We start from the raw sequence: 19,290 nt of genomic DNA, 5'->3' as shown, positions 1-19,290 counted from the left end.
GGCTCGGCGCTACCAGGGCATCGGAAGTCGGGTAGTGACGGCCGCTGGCCGTCAATCGCGGTGCCGCGCTGCGCGCTCGCCGAGCGTGGCTCCGCGCTACCAGGGCATCGGAATTCGGGTAGTGACGGCCGCTGGCCGTCATTTCGCATGGCTGACGACCAGCGGTCGTCACTACCCTCATTCCATGCCGAGCTTCTTCAGCTTGTAGCGCAGTGCGCGGAAGGTGATGCCCAGCTGCGCAGCGGTGCGGGTCTTGTTCCAGCGGTTTTCTTCCAGCGCGCGCTGGATCGCGGTGCGCTCCATCTGTTCGATGTACGAGGGCAGGGCGGCATTGCCGGCCGGCAGGTCAACCACCGCTTCCACCGGCGGCGCGGCGGCGCTGCCACCGGAACGGCCATTCGGCTGTGGCAGGCGCAGGTCGGCCGCGCCGATGGTGTCTCCCTCGGCCAGCGCCAGTGCGCGCTCCAGAATGTTTTCCAGTTCGCGCACGTTGCCGGGGAAGCTGTACACCGTGAGCGCATCCAGCGCCGACGGTGCCAGCAGCGGCACCGCACAGCCGTGGGTACGCGCCAACCGGGCCAGGATCGCACCGGCCAGTTCGGGCAGGTCCTGGTGACGCTCGCGCAGCGGCGGCACGCGCAGTTCGATCACGTTGATGCGGTAGTAAAGGTCATGCCGGAAGCGGCCTTCGTCAACCAGCTCGGACAGGTCCTTGTGGGTAGCCGACAGGATGCGTACGTCCACCGCGATTTCCGCTGACGCGCCGACCGGGCGCACCGACTTTTCCTGGATGGCACGCAGCAGCTTGACCTGCATCTGCAGCGGCAGTTCGGCCACTTCATCCAGGAACAGGGTGCCGCCGTGTGCTGCCTGGAACAGGCCGGGTTTGTCGGCGTGGGCGCCGGTGAAGCTGCCCTTCTTGTGGCCGAAGAACTCGCTTTCCATCAGTTCCGACGGAATGGCACCGCAGTTGACCGGGATGAACGGACCGGCCGCGCGCGCGCCCTGTTCGTGGATGGTGCGCGCGACCAGTTCCTTGCCCACCCCGGATTCGCCCAGGATGTAGACCGGTGCCTGGCTGCGCGCGACCTTGCCCAGCGTGCTGCGCAGGGTGTCCATCGCCGGTGAGCCGCCGAGCAGGCGTCCTTGCTGTTCGGCCGGGGCGGCCACCGGCAGGCGTTCGGTGTTGTTGAGTTCCAGTGCGTGCTTGACCAGCCCGCGCAGCACCGCGATGTCCACCGGCTTGCTGACGAAATCGAACGCGCCGGCCTTCAGTGCTTCCACGGCCAGGTCCATGCTGCCGAAGGCGGTGATCATCGCGACCGGCGTACGGGGGTAGTGCTGTGCGATTTCGGTGACCAGTTCGATGCCGTTGCCATCGGGCAGCCGCATGTCGGTGATGCACAGGTCGTACGGATTGCTGGCCAGCAGCTCGCGTGCTTCGGCGAGATTGGCGGCGGTGTTGATGCGCAGGCCCATCCGGCCCAACGTCAGCACCAGCAGTTCGCGGATGTCGCGCTCGTCGTCGACGACCAGTGCGCTACGGGTTTCGTTCATGGGGAAGAAGATAGCGGAGGGGGGGCGATGCCGACAAATCATTGACGCACGGCGGGGGCCGTCATCCTGACGAAAAGGTGTGCGGGGCGGGCAGGATGATGCGGAAACAGGCGCCGCCCGCAGGCACGGGCACGTATTCCAGCCGCGACTGGTTGGCACGACACAGTTCGCGGGCGATGTACAGGCCCAGCCCGGTGCCATGCTCGGACGTGGTGAAGAAGGGATTGAACAACTGCGCGGCGACGGCGTCGGGAATACCGGGGCCGCGGTCCATCACATCGATCACCGGGCTGCCCTCCAGCCGCCCCAGACGCAAGCGTACGCGCGCCGGCTGTTCGCCGATGCGGCCATACTTCAGTGCGTTGTGGACCAGCGCGGTCAGCACCTGGTGCAGGTGGCGCGGATCGACCATGGCGGCGACCGAGGTTTCCGAGATGATCGATTCCACGCTGTCCGTTTCCAGCGACAGGCCCTGTTTGTACTCCAGCACGAAGCGGCGGACCAGCGCGACCAGGTCCACGTTTTCCGGGTTGGCGCGTTCTCGGCGGGCAAGGCCCAGCACGCTTTCCACGATGCCGTTGGTGCGCTGGCACTGCTGGTGGATGATCTGCAGCAGGCGACGGTCGCCTTCGCTGAAGTTGCCGTCTTCTTCTTCCAGCAGCTGCACCGCGTAATTGATCGCCGCCAGCGGATTGCGGATTTCATGCGCCAGGCTGGCCGAGAAACGGCCGAGCGCGGACAGCGTCAGTGATTCTGCCCGCTTGGACACCACGCTGGAGTCATCCAGGAACACCAGGGTGAGGTCACTGCCGGCCCACAGGCGGGCGAATCGCGGCTGCACTTCGGGCTGGTCCGGGGACAGCATCAGCGGTGTCTCTTCCTGGTTCCCGCCGGTGCGCCAGCGATGCAGCCGGCGCGCCAGTTCCGGTGCTGTGCGGGTCAGGCCCGGCCGCTCACCGCCGCTGCCGACGTCGTGGTCGCCGAGCAGCGCCGATGCGGCTTCGTTGACCAGGGTGATGCGGTTCTGGCCGTCCACCACCATTACCCCGGTGCGCATGCGGCGGATGATCAGTTCGTTGATCTGGTACAGGTTGGCCACTTCGTCGCCGCGCTGGTTGGCCAGTTGCTGGCTGTGGCGGGCGCGGTTGGCGACCTGCGAGCTGATGAATGCCAGCGCCAGGTAGCTGGTGGTGAACATCGCCAGTTCGGCCAGCGTACGGGTGGGCGCGCCGCCTTCCAGCAGCTTCCACAGATATTCGGCCACGGTGGCGACGCTGGCCCCCACCGCCAGCCCCAGCGCCATCGGGAACGGCAGCATGGTCGCGGCGGCGGCGATGTTGAACAGCAGCGACATCGAGATGCCGGCGCTGGCCCCGGGCAGGGCATGGGCCAGCAGCGAAGCGACGACGATGTCCAGGCTGACGCCGACCAGCACGAACTGCTGCAGCCAGCGTTCGCTGCGCCCCAGCAGCAGCATCAGCACCGAGAACAGCCAGTAGCCGCCGGACACGTAAGTGGCCAGCTCGGGGTGGTTCGCCTGCCCCAGCAGGTCGGCCATCGGGCTGAACATCAGCCCGGCGATCGCGGTGGCGATCAGCAGCCGGTACAGGGCAAAGAAATACAGTTCGCGTCGAGGAATGGACTCGATGCGGTCGATCAGTGATGCGGTCGGTGCCACGCCAAAACTCCCCTTCTGGCTTGCGTGCAGTATAGGCATGGATGGGGTCCCGGCCGGCCGGTTGCCGCGCGCCGGCTGCGCGCCATCCCACGCCAGGCGCGCCGGCCGATCCCGGGGGGCAGCCACAAATAACTGAAAAACCAGAAAAATCCGGCGCCGCGGCGTGTGTCATCCCGCTGTCTTTGCGCCACGCGCCGGGGTCAGCCACAATAGCGGGCCCGCCGCGGTCCGTGCCGGTGCCCGTGAGGGAGCCTTGGAGGAGATGCGTGCGGTCGTTCCTATTCCCACGGTGACGCATGAATTTCCACGAATACCAGTCAAAACAGCTGCTTGCCGAGTACGGCATTCCCGTCCCGGCCGGCAAGGTCGCGGCTACCCCGGACGAAGCAGTCGCAGCAGCGACCTCGCTGGGCCAGGGCCCCTGGATGGTCAAGGCGCAGATCCATGCTGGCGGTCGCGGCAAGGCAGGCGGCGTCAAGTTCTGCAAGACCACCGACGACGTGAAGGCCGCTGCGGCCAAGATGCTCGGCACCAAGATGGCCACCTACCAGACCGCCGGCGTCGAGCTGCCGGTCAACCTGGTGCTGGTGACCACCGCCGGTGAGATCGTCAAGGAACTGTACCTGTCGGTCCTGGTCGACCGCGGCACCAAGACCATCACCTACATCGCTTCTTCGGAAGGCGGCGTGGAAATCGAGCAGGTTGCTGCTGAAACCCCGGAGCTGATCCACTCGCTGAACGTCGACTTCGTCGAAGGCGTGCAGGGTTACCACGGCCGTGATTTCGGCTTCAAGCTCGGCCTGACCGCCAAGCAGGCCGGCCAGTTCGCCAGCATCATGGTGAACCTGTACAAGCTCTTCAACGAAAAGGACCTGGCGCTGGTTGAAATCAACCCGCTGGCGATCCTGGACGACGGCAACCTGTACGCGCTGGACGGCAAGTTCGACAGCGACGACAACGCCGCGTTCCGCCAGAAGGCGCTGGTCGCCATGCGCGACAAGACCCAGGAAGACGAAACCGAAGTGACCGCTTCGGAGCTGGACATCAACTACGTCACCATGGACGGCAACATCGGCTGCATGGTCAACGGCGCAGGCCTGGCCATGGCCACCATGGACGTGATCAAGCTCAACGGCGGCGAGCCGGCGAACTTCCTGGACGTGGGCGGCGGTGCGAACAAGCAGCGCGTCATCGAAGCGTTCAAGCTGATCCTGTCCTCGGACAAGGTCGAAGGCATCTTCGTCAACATCTTCGGCGGCATCGTCCGCTGCGACATGATCGCCGAAGGCATCATCGCCGCGGTCAAGGAAGTGGGCGTCAAGGTTCCGGTCGTGGTGCGCCTGGAAGGCACCAACGTGGAAGAAGGCAAGCAGCTGCTGCGTGACAGCGGCATGGCCATCATCCCGGCTGACAACATCAACGACGGCGCCAAGAAGGTCGTTGAAGCTGTCAAGAACGCCGCCTGATCCGACACCGAAGGAAATCCAATGTCAGTTTTGATCAACAAGAACACCAAGGTGATCGTGCAGGGCTTCACCGGCCAGCAGGGCACCTTCCACGCCACTCAGATGATCGAGTACGGCACCCAGGTCGTCGGCGGCGTGACCCCCGGCAAGGGCGGCACCACCCACATCGACCTGCCGGTGTTCAACACCGTGGCCGATGCCGTGCAGGCCACCGGCGCCAATGCGTCGGTGATCTACGTGCCGCCGCCGTACGCGGCTGATGCGATCCTGGAAGCCGCTGCGGCCGGCATCAAGGTCATCGTGTGCATCACCGAAGGCATCCCGGTGCTGGACATGCTGCGCGTCAAGAACGTGCTGACCCGCGCCCATGCGGATACCGTGCTGATCGGGCCGAACTGCCCGGGTGTCATCACCCCGGGTGAGTGCAAGATCGGCATCATGCCGGGCCACATCCACAAGCCGGGCAAGATCGGCATCGTGTCCCGTTCGGGCACGCTGACCTATGAAGCGGTCAAGCAGACCACCGAAGTGGGCCTGGGCCAGTCGACCTGCATCGGCATCGGTGGTGACCCGATCAACGGCCTGAACTTCGTCGACTGCCTGAAGCTGTTCAACGAAGATCCGCAGACCGAAGGCATCATCATGGTCGGTGAAATCGGCGGCGACGCGGAAGAAGCCGGTGCCGAGTACATCAAGCAGTTCGTGAAGAAGCCGGTCGTCGGCTTCATCGCCGGCGCATCGGCTCCGGCCGGCAAGCGCATGGGCCACGCCGGTGCGATCGCATCGGGCGGCAAGGGCACTGCGGAAGGCAAGTTCGCCGCCATGGAAGCGGCCGGTGTCGTCACCGTGCGTTCGCCGGGCGACCTGGGCGCTGCCATCGCCAAGCTGGTGAAGTAACACCGCAGCCGCGCAGCGGCTACGTGTCTGTAAAGAAGTAAACAGAAAGCCGCCTTCGGGCGGCTTTCTGCGTTTGGGCGCGGCGCTACAATGGCGGCATGGCAACCACAGGCTGGAACCTCTAATGGCTTCGATCCGCATCGCGATGGCGCAGTTTGATTTCCCGGTCGGCGCGGTCGCCGCCAACACCGACCGGATCATCGAGATGATCGAGCAGGCGCGCGATGACCACGGTGCCGACCTGGTGGTGTTCCCGGAACTGGCCATCAGTGGCTACCCGCCGGAAGACCTGCTGCTGCGTCCGGGGTTCCTGCAGCACTGTGAGCAGGCAATGCAGCGCATCGCCCGGGCCTGCACCGGTATCACGGCGGTGGTCGGCTGGCCCGAGCCGGCCGGTGCGGTGGTCTACAACGCGGCCAGCGTGCTGCGCGATGGCATCGTGGAAAAGACCTACCGCAAGCGCGAGCTGCCCAACTATGCGGTGTTCGACGAGCGGCGTTATTTCGATATCGACCCGGACGGCCCGAGCTGCGTGTTCGAGGTCAACGGCGTGCCGGTAGGCGTGCTGATCTGCGAAGACCTGTGGTTCGCCGAGCCGCTGGCCGACACCGTGCGCAGTGGCGCGCAGCTGGTGGTGGTTCCCAACGCATCGCCCTACGAGCGCGGCAAGCACGCCCAGCGTGATGCGGTGCTGGCCGCGCGCACGCGCGAGACCGGCGCGGCGATTGCCTACCTCAACGTGGTCGGCGGCCAGGACGCGCTGGTCTTCGACGGCGCGTCGGTGGTGGCCGACGGCGATGGCACCGTACACCCGGCGGCGGCGGCGTTCGCCGAACAGTGGCTGGTGGTGGAGTATGAAAGTGAGGCGCGCCGCTTCATGCCGCTGCTGTGGATGGACGACGGCGATGAGAGCATGGACGCGCTGGCCTGGCGCGCGGTCACCCGCGGCCTGCAGGATTACTGCGGCAAGAACGGGTTCAGGAAGGTCTGGCTGGGATTGTCCGGCGGCATCGATTCGGCGCTGGTGCTGGCGATGGCGGTCGATGCCCTCGGCGCGGAGAATGTCACGGCGGTGCGCCTGCCGTCGCGCTACACCGCCGGGCTGTCCAACGACCTGGCCAGGGAACAGTGCCAGGCACTCGGGGTGAAGCTGGAGGAAGTGAACATCGAGCCGGCGTTCAAGGGCCTGATGGAAGCACTGGGGCCGATGTTCGAAGGCACTACGCCGGACATAACCGAGGAGAACCTGCAGAGTCGCAGCCGTGGCGTGATCCTGATGGCGCTGGCCAACAAATTCGGTGGCCTGCTGCTGACCACCGGCAACAAGAGCGAGTACGCCGTCGGTTACGCGACCATCTACGGTGACATGTGCGGCGGCTATGCACCGCTGAAGGATCTGTACAAGACCGAGGTGTTCGGACTGGCGAAGTGGCGCAACACCGTGGGCGGCGCGCCGGTCATTCCGCCGGCGGTGATCAGTCGGCCGCCGTCGGCGGAACTGCGCGAAAACCAGACCGACCAGGATTCGCTGCCGGCCTATGACGTGCTGGACGGCATCCTGTACCGCTTCGTCGACCAGGAGCAGTCGCGCGAGGAGATCGTCGCGGCCGGCTATGCCCCCGAGGTGGTGGACCGCGTGCTGCGGCTGGTGCGCATCAGCGAATGGAAGCGCCACCAGGCCGCGCCGGGACCGAAGGTGTCCCGCCGCGCGTTCGGGCGTGAGCGGCGCTACCCGATCAGTAATGGCTACCAGGGCTGATGGGGGCCAGGGCAACTCCATAGGATATGCAGGTGCCCGGTCGCTCATCGGCGTCACGAACATCCGCTGTGGGCCAACCCATGGCGTTGATCGGCGCGGACCTCTTCCAGATCTGAGCGCAATCTGGATGCGGGCTGCAGTGAAGTTGTGACCATGGGGCTCCCAACCAAAAGGAGAGCGCCGCATGGGCATGATGATCGCTGGGACTGTCACGCGTGCAGTGGCAAGCACGGAGGGAAAGCCGGTCCACTGTACCCCCGCAACATCCTCAGGCTGGTTGTCCAACGGCTTGACCCAGGTAGCCAACGCCACGATGCGGGGCGTGAAATACGCGCTGCGTGAGCCCGGGAAGGCCGTGGTCATCGGACTGTCGGTGCTGGCCGGGGTGCGTTCGGGCGCCGCTGCCCCTTTGGGCGGACGCGTTGTGGCCCTGAGGGAGCACGGCAGCGCCATGCCAGTCACTGCGGCCGACGACCCGTGGACGCTGCGGGCCCAGGCCATCGGGAAGGAGGTGGGCGATTGCATGCGCAGCCGTCACATCGACGGCCTTGAGCCACGTCTTACCGAAGCGCACTGCATGGGGCAGGTAGTCATCGACCATGCGATGAACCGGCAATCCAGTCCGGATGAAATCCGCGAAATGGCCCGCGTGACACCTGATCTCGGTTCACCGGCCGGGCAGTATGTAGCGTTGGCCCAGCGCGGCATGCACATGCCGGTCACGTTACCGGACCCGGATACGGTGCAGGGCAATATTGACAGCGCTGCTACGCTCGTCCTGGCGCTGCCGAACGTTCGAGACAGGATCAATGAGGACGCGCGCACGCTCGTGGCGAGCTGCAACATGCAAGAGCGCGTGGACAATGACAACCTGGGTGAGCCCGGTTTGTTCACAACGGACGACGTGGTGAATGCCGTACACAGCGAGGCATGCAGCGATGGGGTACTCCGGCCACCGATGGAGCGTGAAGTCCGCCAGGCAAATGCCGCGCAGTTCCATCAGACTACGCGCGTGAAGGATGAGCAGGCCTTTCGGACGGGGCAGTACCGGATCCATAAGGGCGAAGCGTATGTACCCGCAGGCGCGAACTATGAAAACAGGGTTGTACGCAAGGTCATCGACGTCATCAGATTCTGAGGACTATCCACGGGCCTGGCGTGCGGTGACCCGTGGTATTCAGCATTACTGAAAATAGAATGCGCCGCTCAACGGCGACCGGATATGACACCTGATCGGGGAACTGGCCAGAGATCTCATCCAGCGCGCAGGCGCAGCCACCCGTTGAGGAGAGCCTGGTCCTGCGCGCGTTGCAGATTTGGATCATCCTGAGGGGCCAGAGGCCGAGGCTGTGACGCCCATCGCGACAGTCACCAAGGCGCGGCCTATCGTGGAGTCTCACCACAGTAGGGAGCACCAGAACAATGCGAGTCGCCGAGATGTTCGTCGCCGGCCTGGGCGCTTTGGCCGGACTACAGCACGCTACCCATGGCCATGCCACGCGCCAGCGCGCAAGCAATCCTGTCCGCAGCCATCGACTGGTGGATCTGCCGATAGCCGATATCTGCAACCAGGGTGGGCACTGGATGGCGCCGATCGACCCTGATCTTCATTTGAGTGACGCGCCCGCCGGATTTGCGGAGGCCGAGCCGCGCTTCGAAAGTTGCCTCCACCGGATAGCGTCCCGCAGCCTGCCGGAAGCGCGCAGCGCGGCGCTCTGCCTGATGGAAGTGGCGGCCGACACCTGCGCGGGCGGCGAGGATCCGTGGTGCATCGATGCGCTGCAGCGAAGTTCGACCGATGTGATTCTACGGGCAGGGGCGCAGCTTGAGGCGTCGCTCGAGCCGGGGCCGCTGCCGCTGGCAACCTACCGTTCGCTGGACCAGCTGCGCAGGGACATTCATGCCGAATTCCGCGGCAGGACGGTGTACCAGGATGCGATGCAACGCATGGAGATCGAGATCGGTGACCTCACCGGCCTGGACCTGCAGGCACAGCGCGCGCCGCTGACGGTGGGCAACGTGCTGCAGCTGCTGCGTGACAGCGACAGTGGCAGCGGAAGGGGCGAGCGGGTCGGTGCCAGCAGCATGGAACGCTTCGACTGGGCGGCCCGGGCGACCGGACTGCAACTCGGGGACCTGCTGGAATCGATCGGTCGGGAAGTGATCAACACCAGGCCGGAGCATTATCGGGAGTCACTTGCCGAAGAACTGTCGCAGTGGGTGCAACGGAACTTCGCCAGTGATGCCGCCGAGCCGATCACCGCGCACCAGCGCCGGCACATGGTTGGCCTGATGCTGGAGGGGATCAACGCCCGCATCGCCGCCGGCACTACCGGCGACCTCGACACAGCCGGCTGAGCGGCGACCGGTTCCCGGAACAGAAAAGCCCCGCAGTGCGACTGCGGGGCTTTCTGGTTTTCAACGACAGATGCGCCGGATTACTTGCGATTCATCGTCGCGTTGCGCATGCCGGTGGTGGCCGACTTCTCACCCGCGAACGGGTTGAGCTTGCGGATCATCCACGGGTAGTTGGGCCAGTCGTTCTGCAGCCACGGGTGGTCCGGGGCGTTGAGTTCCAGCACACGGCGTGCATCGCCGGCGAGCGTTTCATTGCCGGCGCGCGTGTAGGCCTCGGCCAGTACCGCGACTGCGTCGTACTGGTAGGCGCTCTGCGGGTAGGTTTCCAGCAGGTAGTTGGCACGGCCGGCGGCCGACAGCCACGCTTCGCGGCGCAGGTAGTACAGCGCATTGTCCAGCTCATGCTGGGCGAACACGTCGCGCAGCTCGGTCATGCGGCGGCGCGCGTCTTCGGCATAGCGGCTGTTCGGATAGCGGTCGATGACGATGTTGAAATCGGCATAGGCCTGGCGCGGGGTGGACAGATCGCGACGGCTGGCGTCCAGCGACCATACGCGGCGCAGGAAAACCGTATCGCGGTTGCTGTTGGACAGGCCGCGCAGGTAATACATGTACGCCACGTTCCGATGGGTCGGATAGGTCCGGATGAAGCGGTCGATGCTGGACACCGCATCGTCGTGCTTGCCGGCCTTGAACTGGGCGTAGGCGGTTTCGATCATCGCCTGTTCGGTGTACGGGCCGTACGGGTACTGGGCCACCAGGCGGCGGAAACTGGTTTCCGCGCCGCTCCAGTTGCCGCCTTCCATCAGGCCGTGGGCCTTCTGGTACAACGTCTCGACCGGCTGGCCTTCATCGGGGTTGTCCCCCTTGGTGCCACGGTTGCAACCAGTGGCGGCGATCACCAGGACCAGCAGCAGGGCGGTCAGGCGGACGGGCGCAAAGAGCGGGGAAGAGCGTCGGATCATGGTGTCAAGGCGGGACGCGGCTGGAATACGAAGGGTCGATGATAGCCTAGTGTCCTGTCCCGCGACTGAAACCTGTCCACGGGACCCCCAATTTCGTCTCCAAAAGTTGCCGCCATGTCCGAATCCGCTGCTGAACAGGCCCGCCAGGCCGTTGTCCCCGATACTGCCGCCGGCCGTCGTTTCGACGCGGTGCTGGCCGAACTGTTCCCCGAATACTCCCGTTCCAAGCTGACCGAGTGGATCAAATCCGGCGACGTGCTGCTGGACGGTGTGACCGTGCGCGGCCGCGACCCGGTGCGCGGCGGTGAGGTCGCCACGCTCAACGCGGTGCTGGAAACCCAGACCCACGCCGAGCCGGAGGACATCCCGCTGGACGTGCTGTTCGAAGACGAACACCTGCTTGTGATCAACAAGCCGGTGGGCCTGGTGGTGCATCCGGGCGCCGGCAACTCCAGCGGCACCCTGGTCAACGCGCTGCTGTTCCGCGATCCGTCGGTGGCGTCCCTGCCGCGTGCAGGCATCGTGCACCGGCTGGACAAGGACACCAGTGGCGTCATGGTGATCGCCCGCACCCTCCAGGCGCAGACCGCGCTGGTGGAACAGCTGTCCGCACGCCAGGTGCATCGCCAGTACCTGGCGGTGGTGGTCGGGGCGCTGGTGGCTGGTGGTACCGCCGATGCACCGATCGACCGGCATCCGCGCGACCGGCTGAAGATGGGGGTGCGTGAAGACGGCAAGGAAGCGATCACCCACTACCGCCTGCGCGAGCGCTTCCGCGCGCACACCGCGCTGGAATGCCGCCTGGAAACCGGCCGTACCCACCAGATCCGCGTGCACATGGCGCACCTGCGCCACGCCATCGTCGGTGACCAGTTGTACGGTGGGGCGCTGAAACTGCCGAAGGGCGCCAGCGACGAGCTGGTCGCCGCGCTGCGCGGTTTCAAGCGCCAGGCCCTGCATGCCGAAACGCTGGAGTTCGTGCACCCGATCACCGGCGAGACGGTGCGCAACACCGCACCGCCGCCGGAGGACATGCTGCAGCTGTTGAAGGCCCTGCGCGAGGACAGCGAGCTGTTCGCCGAGCGCGAGCGCGGCCGCGACCGCCGCTGATGGACGGCGCGCTGCCCCTGCTGATGCCGCAGTGGCCTGCCCCGGCCGGCGTGCGCGCGCTGACCACGCGGCGGCATGGGGCGGGGGTGTCGTTGCCGCCGTTCGACCAGTTCAACCTGGGCAACCGGCATGCCGCCGATGGCGACCAGCCGGCCCACGTGGAGCGCAACCGCGCCCTGCTGCACGCCGGCCTGGCATTGCCTTCGCCGGCGCACTGGCTGCGCCAGGTGCATGGCACCACGGTGTTGCGGTTCGACGCGGCGCCGGTGGCCGGCGCATGCGAACCGGTCGCCGATGCGTCGGTGACGTCGGTGCCTGGTGTGGTGCTGGCCATCCTGACCGCGGACTGCCTGCCGGTGGTGCTGGCTGCACGCGATGGCAGCGAGGTGGGGGCCGCGCACGCAGGCTGGCGCGGGCTGGCCGATGGCATGCTGGAAGCGACCGTGGCGGCGATGCAGACACCACCGTCCGCGCTGCTGGCCTGGCTGGGGCCGGCGGCCGGACCGGCTGATTATGAAATCGGCGAAGAGGTCCACCATGCCTTCGTCGGCCATGACCCTGCCGCAGCGGCTGCCTTCGTGGCGACGCGCCCGGGCCACTGGAAAGTGGACCTGTATGCGCTGGCGCGCATGCGCCTGGTCGCCGCGGGCATGCAGCCGGCCGACATCCATGGCGGCACCCTGTCGACCATGGCCGACCCCGACCTGTTTTCGCACCGCCGCGACCGGCGTACCGGGCGCATGGCGACGCTGGCCTGGATCGAATAGCGCCGGTCGGTGCCCGGCGGCATGTGTCCGGCAACGGCCCGCTGCGCTCGCCGACCATGGGTCGGCGCTACCGTTGCCTCCTCAGGCCTCCAGGGCCTGCAGGAAGGTCTGTCGCCAGTGGTTGATGTCGTGGCGGCGCAGGTGGTCCATCATCGCGTTCCAGCGCTCCTGGCGGCGCTTGAGCGGCATGGTGGCCGCGGTGGCGATGGCATCGGCGACACCGTCCAGGTCATGTGGATTGACCAGCAGCGCCTGCTTCATCTCATCGGCCGCGCCGGCCAGCAGTGACAGCACCAGCACGCCGGGATTGTCCGGGTCCTGCGAGGCCACGTACTCCTTGGCTACCAGGTTCATGCCATCGCGCAGCGGCGTCACCAGTCCCACCGCAGCGGCGCGGTAGAAGCCGGTCAGGGTGGAATGGGTGAAGTTCTGGTTTACGTAGCGCAGCGGGGTCCAGTCCGGGGCGGCGTGGCCGCCGTTGATGTGGCCGGCGATCTGCTCCAGCTGGCTGCGCAGGTCACGGTACTCGGTGACATCGCCGCGTGACACCGGGGCGATCTGCAGGTACGTCAGGCTGCCGTGCTGGTCGGCGTGCCGTTCCAGGTAGCGCTCGAAGCCCTTGAAGCGCTCCGGCAGGCCCTTGGAGTAGTCCAGCCGGTCCACGCCGATCGCCAGCTGGCGGTCACGCAGGCTGTTGCGCAGGTCCTTCACGGCCGGCTTGTTGGCCGCCGCCTTGGCCTGCTGGGCGATGCGTTCGGTGTCGATGCCGATCGGGAAGGCGGCCGCGCGGAAGGTGCGCCCGTCCGGTGCTTCCAGCTTGCCGTCGCCGAGCACGCGGCCACCGCCGAACAATCGCAGGTAGGTCTGGAAGCGGTCCGCATCGCGCTGGGTCTGGAAGCCGACCAGGTCGCAGGCGTACAGCGCCGAGAACAGCCGCAGGTGGTCGGGCATGGCCTGCAGCAGGTCCGCCGAGGGCAGCGGCACGTGCAGGAAGAAGCCGATCCGGCAGCCGATGCCGCGTTCGCGCAGCATCGCTGCCAGCGGGATCAGGTGGTAGTCGTGGATCCAGACGATATCGTCTTCGCGCAGCAGGGGCGCCAGCTTGCTGGCGAACAGTTCGTTGACCCGGTGGTAGGTCTCGCGGGTACCGCGGTCGTAGTCCACCAGGTCCAGGCGGAAGTGCAGCAGCGGCCACAACGTGCGGTTGGCGAAGCCGTTGTAGTACCCGTCCACGTCGCGCTTGTTGAGGTCCATGGTGACGTAGCGGATATCGCCATCCACCTGCTCGTGCAGCGCGCCGCTGGTGTCCTTGACCGACTTGCCGCTCCAGCCGAACCACAGCCCGCCGCGCTCTTTGAGCGCGGCCAGCAGGCCCACCGCCAGGCCACCCGGGCGGGTATCGCCGGGAATGGCGACGCGATTGGAGACAACGACCAGGCGGCTCACGAGGCCTCCTGCCAGGAACGCGACAGGCGCATCGCGGCGGTGATCAGGCCAACGTGCGAATAGGTCTGCGGGAAGTTGCCCCACGCCTCGCCGGTTTCGAAGGAAAGATCTTCGGACAACAGGCCCAGGTGGTTGCGCCGCGACAGCAGCACTTCGAACATGTCGCGCGCCTCGTCCAGCCGGCCGATCGCGGCCAGTGCGTCGATGTACCAGAACGTGCAGATGGTGAAGCTGGTCTCCGGCGCGCCGAAATCATCCGGGGCGACGTAGCGGTACAGCGCGTCGCCATGCTTGAGGTCGCGACCGATCGCTTCCACGGTGGCGATGAAACGGGCGTCCTTGGCTTCGATGAAGCCGATGTCGGCCAGCAGCAGCAGCGAGGCATCCAGGCGGTGGCCGCCGAAGGCATCGGTGAAGTGGCCCAGGTCCTCGCTCCACGCTTCCTTCATGATGCGGCGGTGGATCGTGTCGGCACGCTCGCGCCAATGGAACGCGCGGTCATCCAGCTTCAGGCGCACCGCGATCTTGCACAGGCGGTCACAGGCAGCCCAGCACATCGCGGCGGTGTAGGTGTGTACTTCGGTGCGGCCGCGGAACTCCCACAGGCCGGCATCGGGGACATCGTGAAGCAGGTAGGCCTGTTCACCCAGCGGTTCCAGCCGCGCGAACGCGTGCTCGTCGCCGGGATCCTGCAGGCGGCGGTCGAAGAACAGCTGGGTGGAGGCGAGCACCACGCTGCCGTAGACATCGTGCTGGCGCTGCACCCAGGCCAGATTGCCGCGGCGCACCGGGCCCATGCCGCGGTAGCCGGACAGCGAAGGCACTTCGTGCTCGTCCAGCGTGGCTTCGAAGCCGATGCCGTACAGCGGCTGCAGGGTGCCGTCGGCGGTGGCCAGGTTGAAGATGTAGCCCAGGAACTGTTCCATGGTGCGGGTGGCACCCAGACGGTTCAGCGAGCGCACCACGAAGGCGGCATCGCGCAGCCAGCAGTAACGGTAATCCCAGTTGCGGATGCTGCCCGGCGCCTCGGGGATGGAGGTGGTCATCGCGGCGATGATCGCGCCGCTGTCTTCGTACTGGCACAGTTTGAGCGTGATCGCGCTGCGGATCACCGCCTCCTGCCATTCCAGCGGGATGGACAGGTAGCGCACCCACTCGCGCCAGTAATCGCGCGTGCGCTGGAAGGATTCCTGCACGTAGCCGCTGAGTGAGCGGTTGAGGGATTCATCCACGCCCAGCACCAGGTGCACGGGATGGTTGAGCACGAACGGCAGGCTGTCGCGCACGAAGCGGATCGGCACGTCGGTGGTCAATCGCAGTACGTGGTCGGGCAGGACCCAGCGCACGTGGTTGCTGCCCCAGGTGGAGTCGGGCACGCGCTGGCCCCAGTCGGCCAGCGGGCGCGCCAATACGCGGATGCGCGGGCTGCCGGCGATCGGGCGTACCTGCCGGATCAGGCTGACCGGGCGGTAGAAGCGGTCGTTCTGGCGCCAGCGCGGCGCGAAATCGATGATCTCCAGCGCACCGCCGTGGCTGTCGCGCAGCACGGTGCGCAGGATCGCGGTGTTGCTGAGGTATTCCTGTTCGGTGCTGGCCAGGTCTTCCAGTTCGATGGCGAAATCGCCGCCTTCCTGCTGGTTGGGACTGAGCAGCGCACAGAAGGTGGGGTCGCCGTCGAAGGTGGGCAGGCAGCTCCATACGACGCGTGCCTGGCGGTCGATCAACGCGCCGAAACTGCCGTTGCCGACGACACCGAGGTTCAGATCAGGTTGGGACATGGGCAAAGCTTCTCGTCTGCGGCCGTGGGGGCCGGCCTACCACGCATTCTCACGCAACCACCCGTGCACGCTGCGTATGTCCTGCAGCTGGAACACCGCCACGCTGGGCTCGCGTTCACCGACCAGCACGCTCCAGCCATGCAGCCCGTTGGACGCTTCAAAGCCGTGTTCGTCGGTGAGGTCATCGCCGATGAACACCGGCAGGCGACCGCGGAAGGGCAGGTACTGCATCATCCGACGCACCGCGCGTCCCTTGTCGCTGCCGACCGGGACGAATTCGACCACGTGGTCGCCCGGCTGCAGCCGATAGCCGGTATTGCCGCGGATGTGGCGGTCAGCGAAGGCGCGGACGTCGTTGGCGGCGTGCGGCGCACCGCGCCAGTGCAGGGCCATGCTGGGGCCTTTGTCCTCGACCAGCACGCCAGGGTGGCCGTGGGCGAAGCGCATCGCCTGCTGATGCAGCGCATGCAGCCATTCGGTGGTGCTTTCATCCTCGGCACTGTCGTGCACGGTGCCGCCCGCGCCACGCAGCTGGTGGCCATGCAGGCCGGCGGCAGGCAGGTGCAACGGCGCGAACAGCGCGTCGAGCTGTTCCAGCGGGCGGCCGCTGACCAGCGCCACGGCGCCTTCCAGGCGGTCGCTGATGCGGCCGATGGCCTCACGCACTTCCGGCAGCAGGGTCACCGCGTCAGGGCGGTCGGCGAACTCGATGAGGGTGCCATCCACGTCGAGGAACAATGCGCAGGCATCGTCTAGCAACGGCGGTGGCGGACGAAGGGGGAGGTCGTTTGCCATGCCCGGCACGATGCCAGCGCAGGCGTGAGCATGGGGTCATCGCAGCGGGGGCTCGGCGGGTGGCAGTGGGTGGCGGTGGGTGACGACCGTTGGTCGTCACCGCTTGCAGGATGTGACGGCCAGCGGCCGTCACATCCGGGTCTTCCGCCGGCGGTCAGAAGGTGTAGCGCACGCGTCCGTAGAAGTACGCGCCGTTGCTGCCGATCGGCGACAACACGTCGTACGGCAGATTGCCGTAGTAGTAGATGTCTTCGTTGGACAGGTCCGGGTAGTTGTCGGTCAGGTTCTGTCCGCCGATCGCCACGCTCCACTGCGGGGTGATGCGGTATTCGGCTTCCGCATCCAGCTGCCACTCGGCCTGGTAGGTCTGGGTCGGTTCGAAGCCGCCGCCGAAGTTGAACACGCGCGTGGCGCTGCCGTGGCGGCTGACGCGGCTGGTCAGCGACCAGCGGTCGTTGCTCCACGAAGCAGAGAACTGCGCGCGGGTGCGCGGGGTGGCGTCGGTCAGCGTGTTGCTCTCTTCCACGCCGAACAGCACATATGCCGGGTCCAGGGCCTGCAGCGCGGCCGGGGTCGGCAGCACGTTCTTCAGTTCGGTCTTGGCATACGCCCAGGTACCGGTCAGCTGCAGCTGGCCATCGCCCAGCGCGTGGCGCCAGTTGGCCACCAGTTCGGCACCGCGGGTGCGGGTGTCGGCGGCATTGACGAAGAAGCTGGCGCTTTCCAGGCCGCTGATGCCGTACTGCTGCTGCACGAAATCGGTCAGCGCATCGCCGGTGATCGCTTCGGACAGCGCGATGCGGTCATCGATGTCGATCTGGAACAGGTCCAGCGACACGTCGAAGTTGTCACCGATGCGGCTGGTGAAGCCCAGGCTGGTGTTGAGCGACTTCTCCGGCTTCAGGTCGGTGGCGCCGAGCCCGCGGGCGATCGGATTGTTCACCGACAGCAGCCGACCCTGCACCAGCTGGCCGGCCGCGTTGTAGCCGGTGGAGGTGGACTCGTAGCCGATCTGCGCCAGCGACGGCGCGCGGTAGTTGTTGGACACCGAGCCACGCAGCGCGAAGGCCGGGGTGAACTCATAGCGCAGGCCCAGCTTGCCGGTCAGTTCGCCACCGAAGTCATCATGGTGCTCGTAGCGCGCGGCGATATCGCTGGAGAAGTGATCGCCGATCTGGCTGGACACGCTGGCATACACACTGGCTACGTCGCGCGCCAGGTCCGCCGCATCCTGCGGGGTCAGGCCGCCGCCGGCCTGCGAACCGGTGGGACGGTCGGTGAACGGACCGGCAGCGTAGCTGTCCGGATCGCCGGGGCGGGTTTCATAGCGCTCATGGCGTGCTTCCGCGCCCAGGCCCAGGGTGTGGGTGATGGTCTCGCTCTGTTCGAACACCCGGCCCAGGTCGAGGTTCGCCACCGACTGCGCGTACTGGTAGTCGGCGGTCTTGAAGCGCGTCGGGCTGGTCGGGCCGAGCGAGGCGTTCAAGGTGTTGTGCATGCGGTAGGTGAAGTCGTTCTGGCCGAAATCCAGGCTGGCGTCGTAGGTCCATTCGCCCCACTGGCCACGCGCACCGGCCACGGCCTGCACATCGCGGTTCTCGCCTTCGGAAATCGGGCGGTAACCGTTGGGATAGATCTCCTTCCAGTTGGCTTCGCCGTCCGGGTAGCGGAAGTAGTTCGCGCCTTCGCTGTCACGCTGGTTGTAGGTACCGAACGCGTAGAACGTGCTGGTTTCGCCGAACGGAATTTCGGTGTTCAACCAGGCGTTGAGGTCCTTGCTGGCGCCGTCGCCGAGCACGTAGTTGCGCTGTCCCTGCAGGGCCAGGTTGGCATCGGTCTGGTCCCACGGCGGGATCTGGTCGAAGCCGGCGCGGTTGGTGGCTTCGCGGTTCTTGTATTCCACGCCGACGCGCAGGAAACCGCCGTCATCGCTCAGCGCGGTACCGACGTTGGCGCTGAAGTTGCCGGTCTGGCCGTCAGTGAGGGTGCGGCCGATCGGCTTGAGGTCGGTGTGGTGGGCACCGAAGCTGGCTTCAATGGCGCCGCCTTCCGGGGTGTTGTCCAGGATGACGTTGATCACGCCAGCCACCGCGTCCGAACCGTACAGCGCACCGGCGCCATCGCGCAGTACTTCGATGCGCTTGATGGCGCTGACCGGGATGGCATTGAAGTCCACCGGCGTGGTGCCGCGGCCGATCTTGCTGCCGGTGCTGACCAGCGCGCTGTGGTGGCGGCGCTTGCCGTTCACCAGCACCAGCACCTGGTCCGGCGAGAGGCCGCGCAGCTGTGCGGCGCGCACGTGGTCGGCGCCGCCGGAGTTGGACTGGCGCGGGAAATTGAACGAGGGCAGCAGCGACTGCAGCGCGCTGCCCAGCTCACCGTTGATGACGCCGGCCTTGCGGATGTCTTCGGCGGTCAGCACGTCCACCGGCGATGTCGATTCCAGCACGGTGCGGTCGGAGGCGCGGGTACCGGTGACGATCACCGTGTCCAGGTTGGTGGCGTCCTGCGCCGAAGCGACGAACGGGGAAAGCGCGAGCGCGATGGCGAGGCCAAGCGGCGACGCGGACAGGCGGGGGGACATGCGGACTCCGGGAGCGACAACGTGGGGAAGGGGAGGGGATGGTTGCAATTACATCCATCCGGATATAGCGATATATTATCTTGGCGTGATGGCTTGTGGGACGCAAGTCCCGTTTTCATCGGCATCAGCA

At 66.5% G+C, this 19,290-nt stretch carries 14 protein-coding genes; 7 read left to right on the top strand and 7 right to left on the bottom strand.

What is annotated here, in order from left to right; all coding sequences use genetic code 11:
- Positions 1-177 precede the first annotated feature (177 nt).
- Entirely contained in the window at positions 178-1,557 is a 1,380-nt protein-coding gene (locus QE373_RS13795; protein ID WP_309687527.1) for a sigma-54 dependent transcriptional regulator, read from the bottom strand.
- Positions 1,558-1,618: 61 nt separating this feature from the next.
- The gene (locus QE373_RS13790; RefSeq protein WP_083491858.1) at positions 1,619-3,235 is read right to left on the bottom strand and encodes an ATP-binding protein; all 1,617 of its coding nucleotides are present in this window, start codon (positions 3,233-3,235) and stop codon (positions 1,619-1,621) included.
- Positions 3,236-3,531: 296 nt separating this feature from the next.
- Between QE373_RS13790 and sucC the strand changes: the two genes are divergently transcribed.
- The 5 genes from sucC (at position 3,532) to QE373_RS13765 (ending at position 9,715) form a co-directional block, all read left to right on the top strand.
- Entirely contained in the window at positions 3,532-4,701 is a 1,170-nt protein-coding gene (sucC, locus tag QE373_RS13785; protein ID WP_057506903.1) for an ADP-forming succinate--CoA ligase subunit beta, read from the top strand.
- A gap of 21 nt (positions 4,702-4,722) precedes the next feature.
- The gene (gene sucD, locus QE373_RS13780; protein WP_309687519.1) at positions 4,723-5,598 is read left to right on the top strand and encodes a succinate--CoA ligase subunit alpha; all 876 of its coding nucleotides are present in this window, start codon (positions 4,723-4,725) and stop codon (positions 5,596-5,598) included.
- A 124-nt stretch (positions 5,599-5,722) separates the two neighbouring features.
- Positions 5,723-7,357 (top strand): NAD+ synthase, encoded by a 1,635-nt coding sequence (locus QE373_RS13775; RefSeq protein WP_309687516.1) that lies wholly within the window; start codon positions 5,723-5,725, stop codon positions 7,355-7,357.
- 184 nt (positions 7,358-7,541) lie between these two features.
- Positions 7,542-8,495: a hypothetical protein gene (locus QE373_RS13770; RefSeq protein WP_309687513.1), complete on the top strand. Its 954-nt coding sequence runs from the start codon at positions 7,542-7,544 to the stop codon at positions 8,493-8,495.
- 284 nt (positions 8,496-8,779) lie between these two features.
- Positions 8,780-9,715, top strand: coding sequence for a hypothetical protein (locus QE373_RS13765; RefSeq protein ID WP_309687511.1), 936 nt, complete (start codon positions 8,780-8,782; stop codon positions 9,713-9,715).
- Between the two features lie 80 nt (positions 9,716-9,795).
- On the opposite strand, the gene QE373_RS13760 is transcribed toward QE373_RS13765, so the two are convergent.
- Positions 9,796-10,680, bottom strand: a complete 885-nt coding sequence (locus QE373_RS13760; RefSeq protein WP_101098806.1) for an outer membrane protein assembly factor BamD — start codon at positions 10,678-10,680, stop codon at positions 9,796-9,798.
- A 114-nt stretch (positions 10,681-10,794) separates the two neighbouring features.
- Between QE373_RS13760 and rluD the strand changes: the two genes are divergently transcribed.
- Positions 10,795-11,790, top strand: coding sequence for a 23S rRNA pseudouridine(1911/1915/1917) synthase RluD (rluD, locus tag QE373_RS13755; protein ID WP_309687507.1), 996 nt, complete (start codon positions 10,795-10,797; stop codon positions 11,788-11,790).
- Positions 11,790-12,557, top strand: coding sequence for a peptidoglycan editing factor PgeF (gene pgeF, locus QE373_RS13750; RefSeq protein ID WP_309687502.1), 768 nt, complete (start codon positions 11,790-11,792; stop codon positions 12,555-12,557). Before rluD ends, pgeF begins: the two co-directional genes overlap by 1 nt.
- An 81-nt stretch (positions 12,558-12,638) precedes the next feature.
- Here pgeF and otsA read toward each other — a convergent pair whose 3' ends face one another.
- From otsA to QE373_RS13730, 4 genes are all read right to left on the bottom strand, one after another.
- On the bottom strand, positions 12,639-14,003 hold the full coding sequence (gene otsA, locus QE373_RS13745) for an alpha,alpha-trehalose-phosphate synthase (UDP-forming) (protein WP_309687499.1): 1,365 nt from the start codon (positions 14,001-14,003) through the stop codon (positions 12,639-12,641).
- Positions 14,000-15,781, bottom strand: a complete 1,782-nt coding sequence (locus QE373_RS13740) for a glycoside hydrolase family 15 protein (protein ID WP_057506894.1) — start codon at positions 15,779-15,781, stop codon at positions 14,000-14,002. Before QE373_RS13740 ends, otsA begins: the two co-directional genes overlap by 4 nt.
- Positions 15,782-15,817: 36 nt before the next feature.
- Positions 15,818-16,576: a trehalose-phosphatase gene (otsB, locus tag QE373_RS13735; RefSeq protein ID WP_309687496.1), complete on the bottom strand. Its 759-nt coding sequence runs from the start codon at positions 16,574-16,576 to the stop codon at positions 15,818-15,820.
- Positions 16,577-16,730: 154 nt separating this feature from the next.
- The gene (locus QE373_RS13730; RefSeq protein WP_309687493.1) at positions 16,731-19,160 is read right to left on the bottom strand and encodes a TonB-dependent receptor; all 2,430 of its coding nucleotides are present in this window, start codon (positions 19,158-19,160) and stop codon (positions 16,731-16,733) included.
- Between the last annotated feature and the right edge of the window lie 130 nt (positions 19,161-19,290).

It is taken from the genome of Stenotrophomonas sp. SORGH_AS_0321, assembly GCF_031453215.1.
Taxonomy (GTDB): Bacteria; Pseudomonadota; Gammaproteobacteria; order Xanthomonadales; family Xanthomonadaceae; genus Stenotrophomonas; species Stenotrophomonas chelatiphaga.
Note: the sequence above shows the minus strand (reverse complement) of the source record. Positions and strands in the feature narration are given on the sequence as shown.

Bases quoted from the DNA above. Each gene is read 5' to 3' on its own strand.
- QE373_RS13795 (WP_309687527.1), bottom strand. From the start codon at position 1,557: ATGAACGAAACCCGTAGCGCACTGGTCGTCGACGACGAGCGCGACATC.
- sucC (WP_057506903.1), top strand. From the start codon at position 3,532: ATGAATTTCCACGAATACCAGTCAAAACAGCTGCTTGCCGAGTACGGC.
- sucD (WP_309687519.1), top strand. From the start codon at position 4,723: ATGTCAGTTTTGATCAACAAGAACACCAAGGTGATCGTGCAGGGCTTC.
- QE373_RS13775 (WP_309687516.1), top strand. From the start codon at position 5,723: ATGGCTTCGATCCGCATCGCGATGGCGCAGTTTGATTTCCCGGTCGGC.
- QE373_RS13770 (WP_309687513.1), top strand. From the start codon at position 7,542: ATGGGCATGATGATCGCTGGGACTGTCACGCGTGCAGTGGCAAGCACG.
- QE373_RS13765 (WP_309687511.1), top strand. From the start codon at position 8,780: ATGCGAGTCGCCGAGATGTTCGTCGCCGGCCTGGGCGCTTTGGCCGGA.
- QE373_RS13760 (WP_101098806.1), bottom strand. From the start codon at position 10,680: ATGATCCGACGCTCTTCCCCGCTCTTTGCGCCCGTCCGCCTGACCGCC.
- rluD (WP_309687507.1), top strand. From the start codon at position 10,795: ATGTCCGAATCCGCTGCTGAACAGGCCCGCCAGGCCGTTGTCCCCGAT.
- pgeF (WP_309687502.1), top strand. From the start codon at position 11,790: ATGGACGGCGCGCTGCCCCTGCTGATGCCGCAGTGGCCTGCCCCGGCC.
- QE373_RS13740 (WP_057506894.1), bottom strand. From the start codon at position 15,781: ATGTCCCAACCTGATCTGAACCTCGGTGTCGTCGGCAACGGCAGTTTC.
- otsB (WP_309687496.1), bottom strand. From the start codon at position 16,576: ATGGCAAACGACCTCCCCCTTCGTCCGCCACCGCCGTTGCTAGACGAT.
- QE373_RS13730 (WP_309687493.1), bottom strand. From the start codon at position 19,160: ATGTCCCCCCGCCTGTCCGCGTCGCCGCTTGGCCTCGCCATCGCGCTC.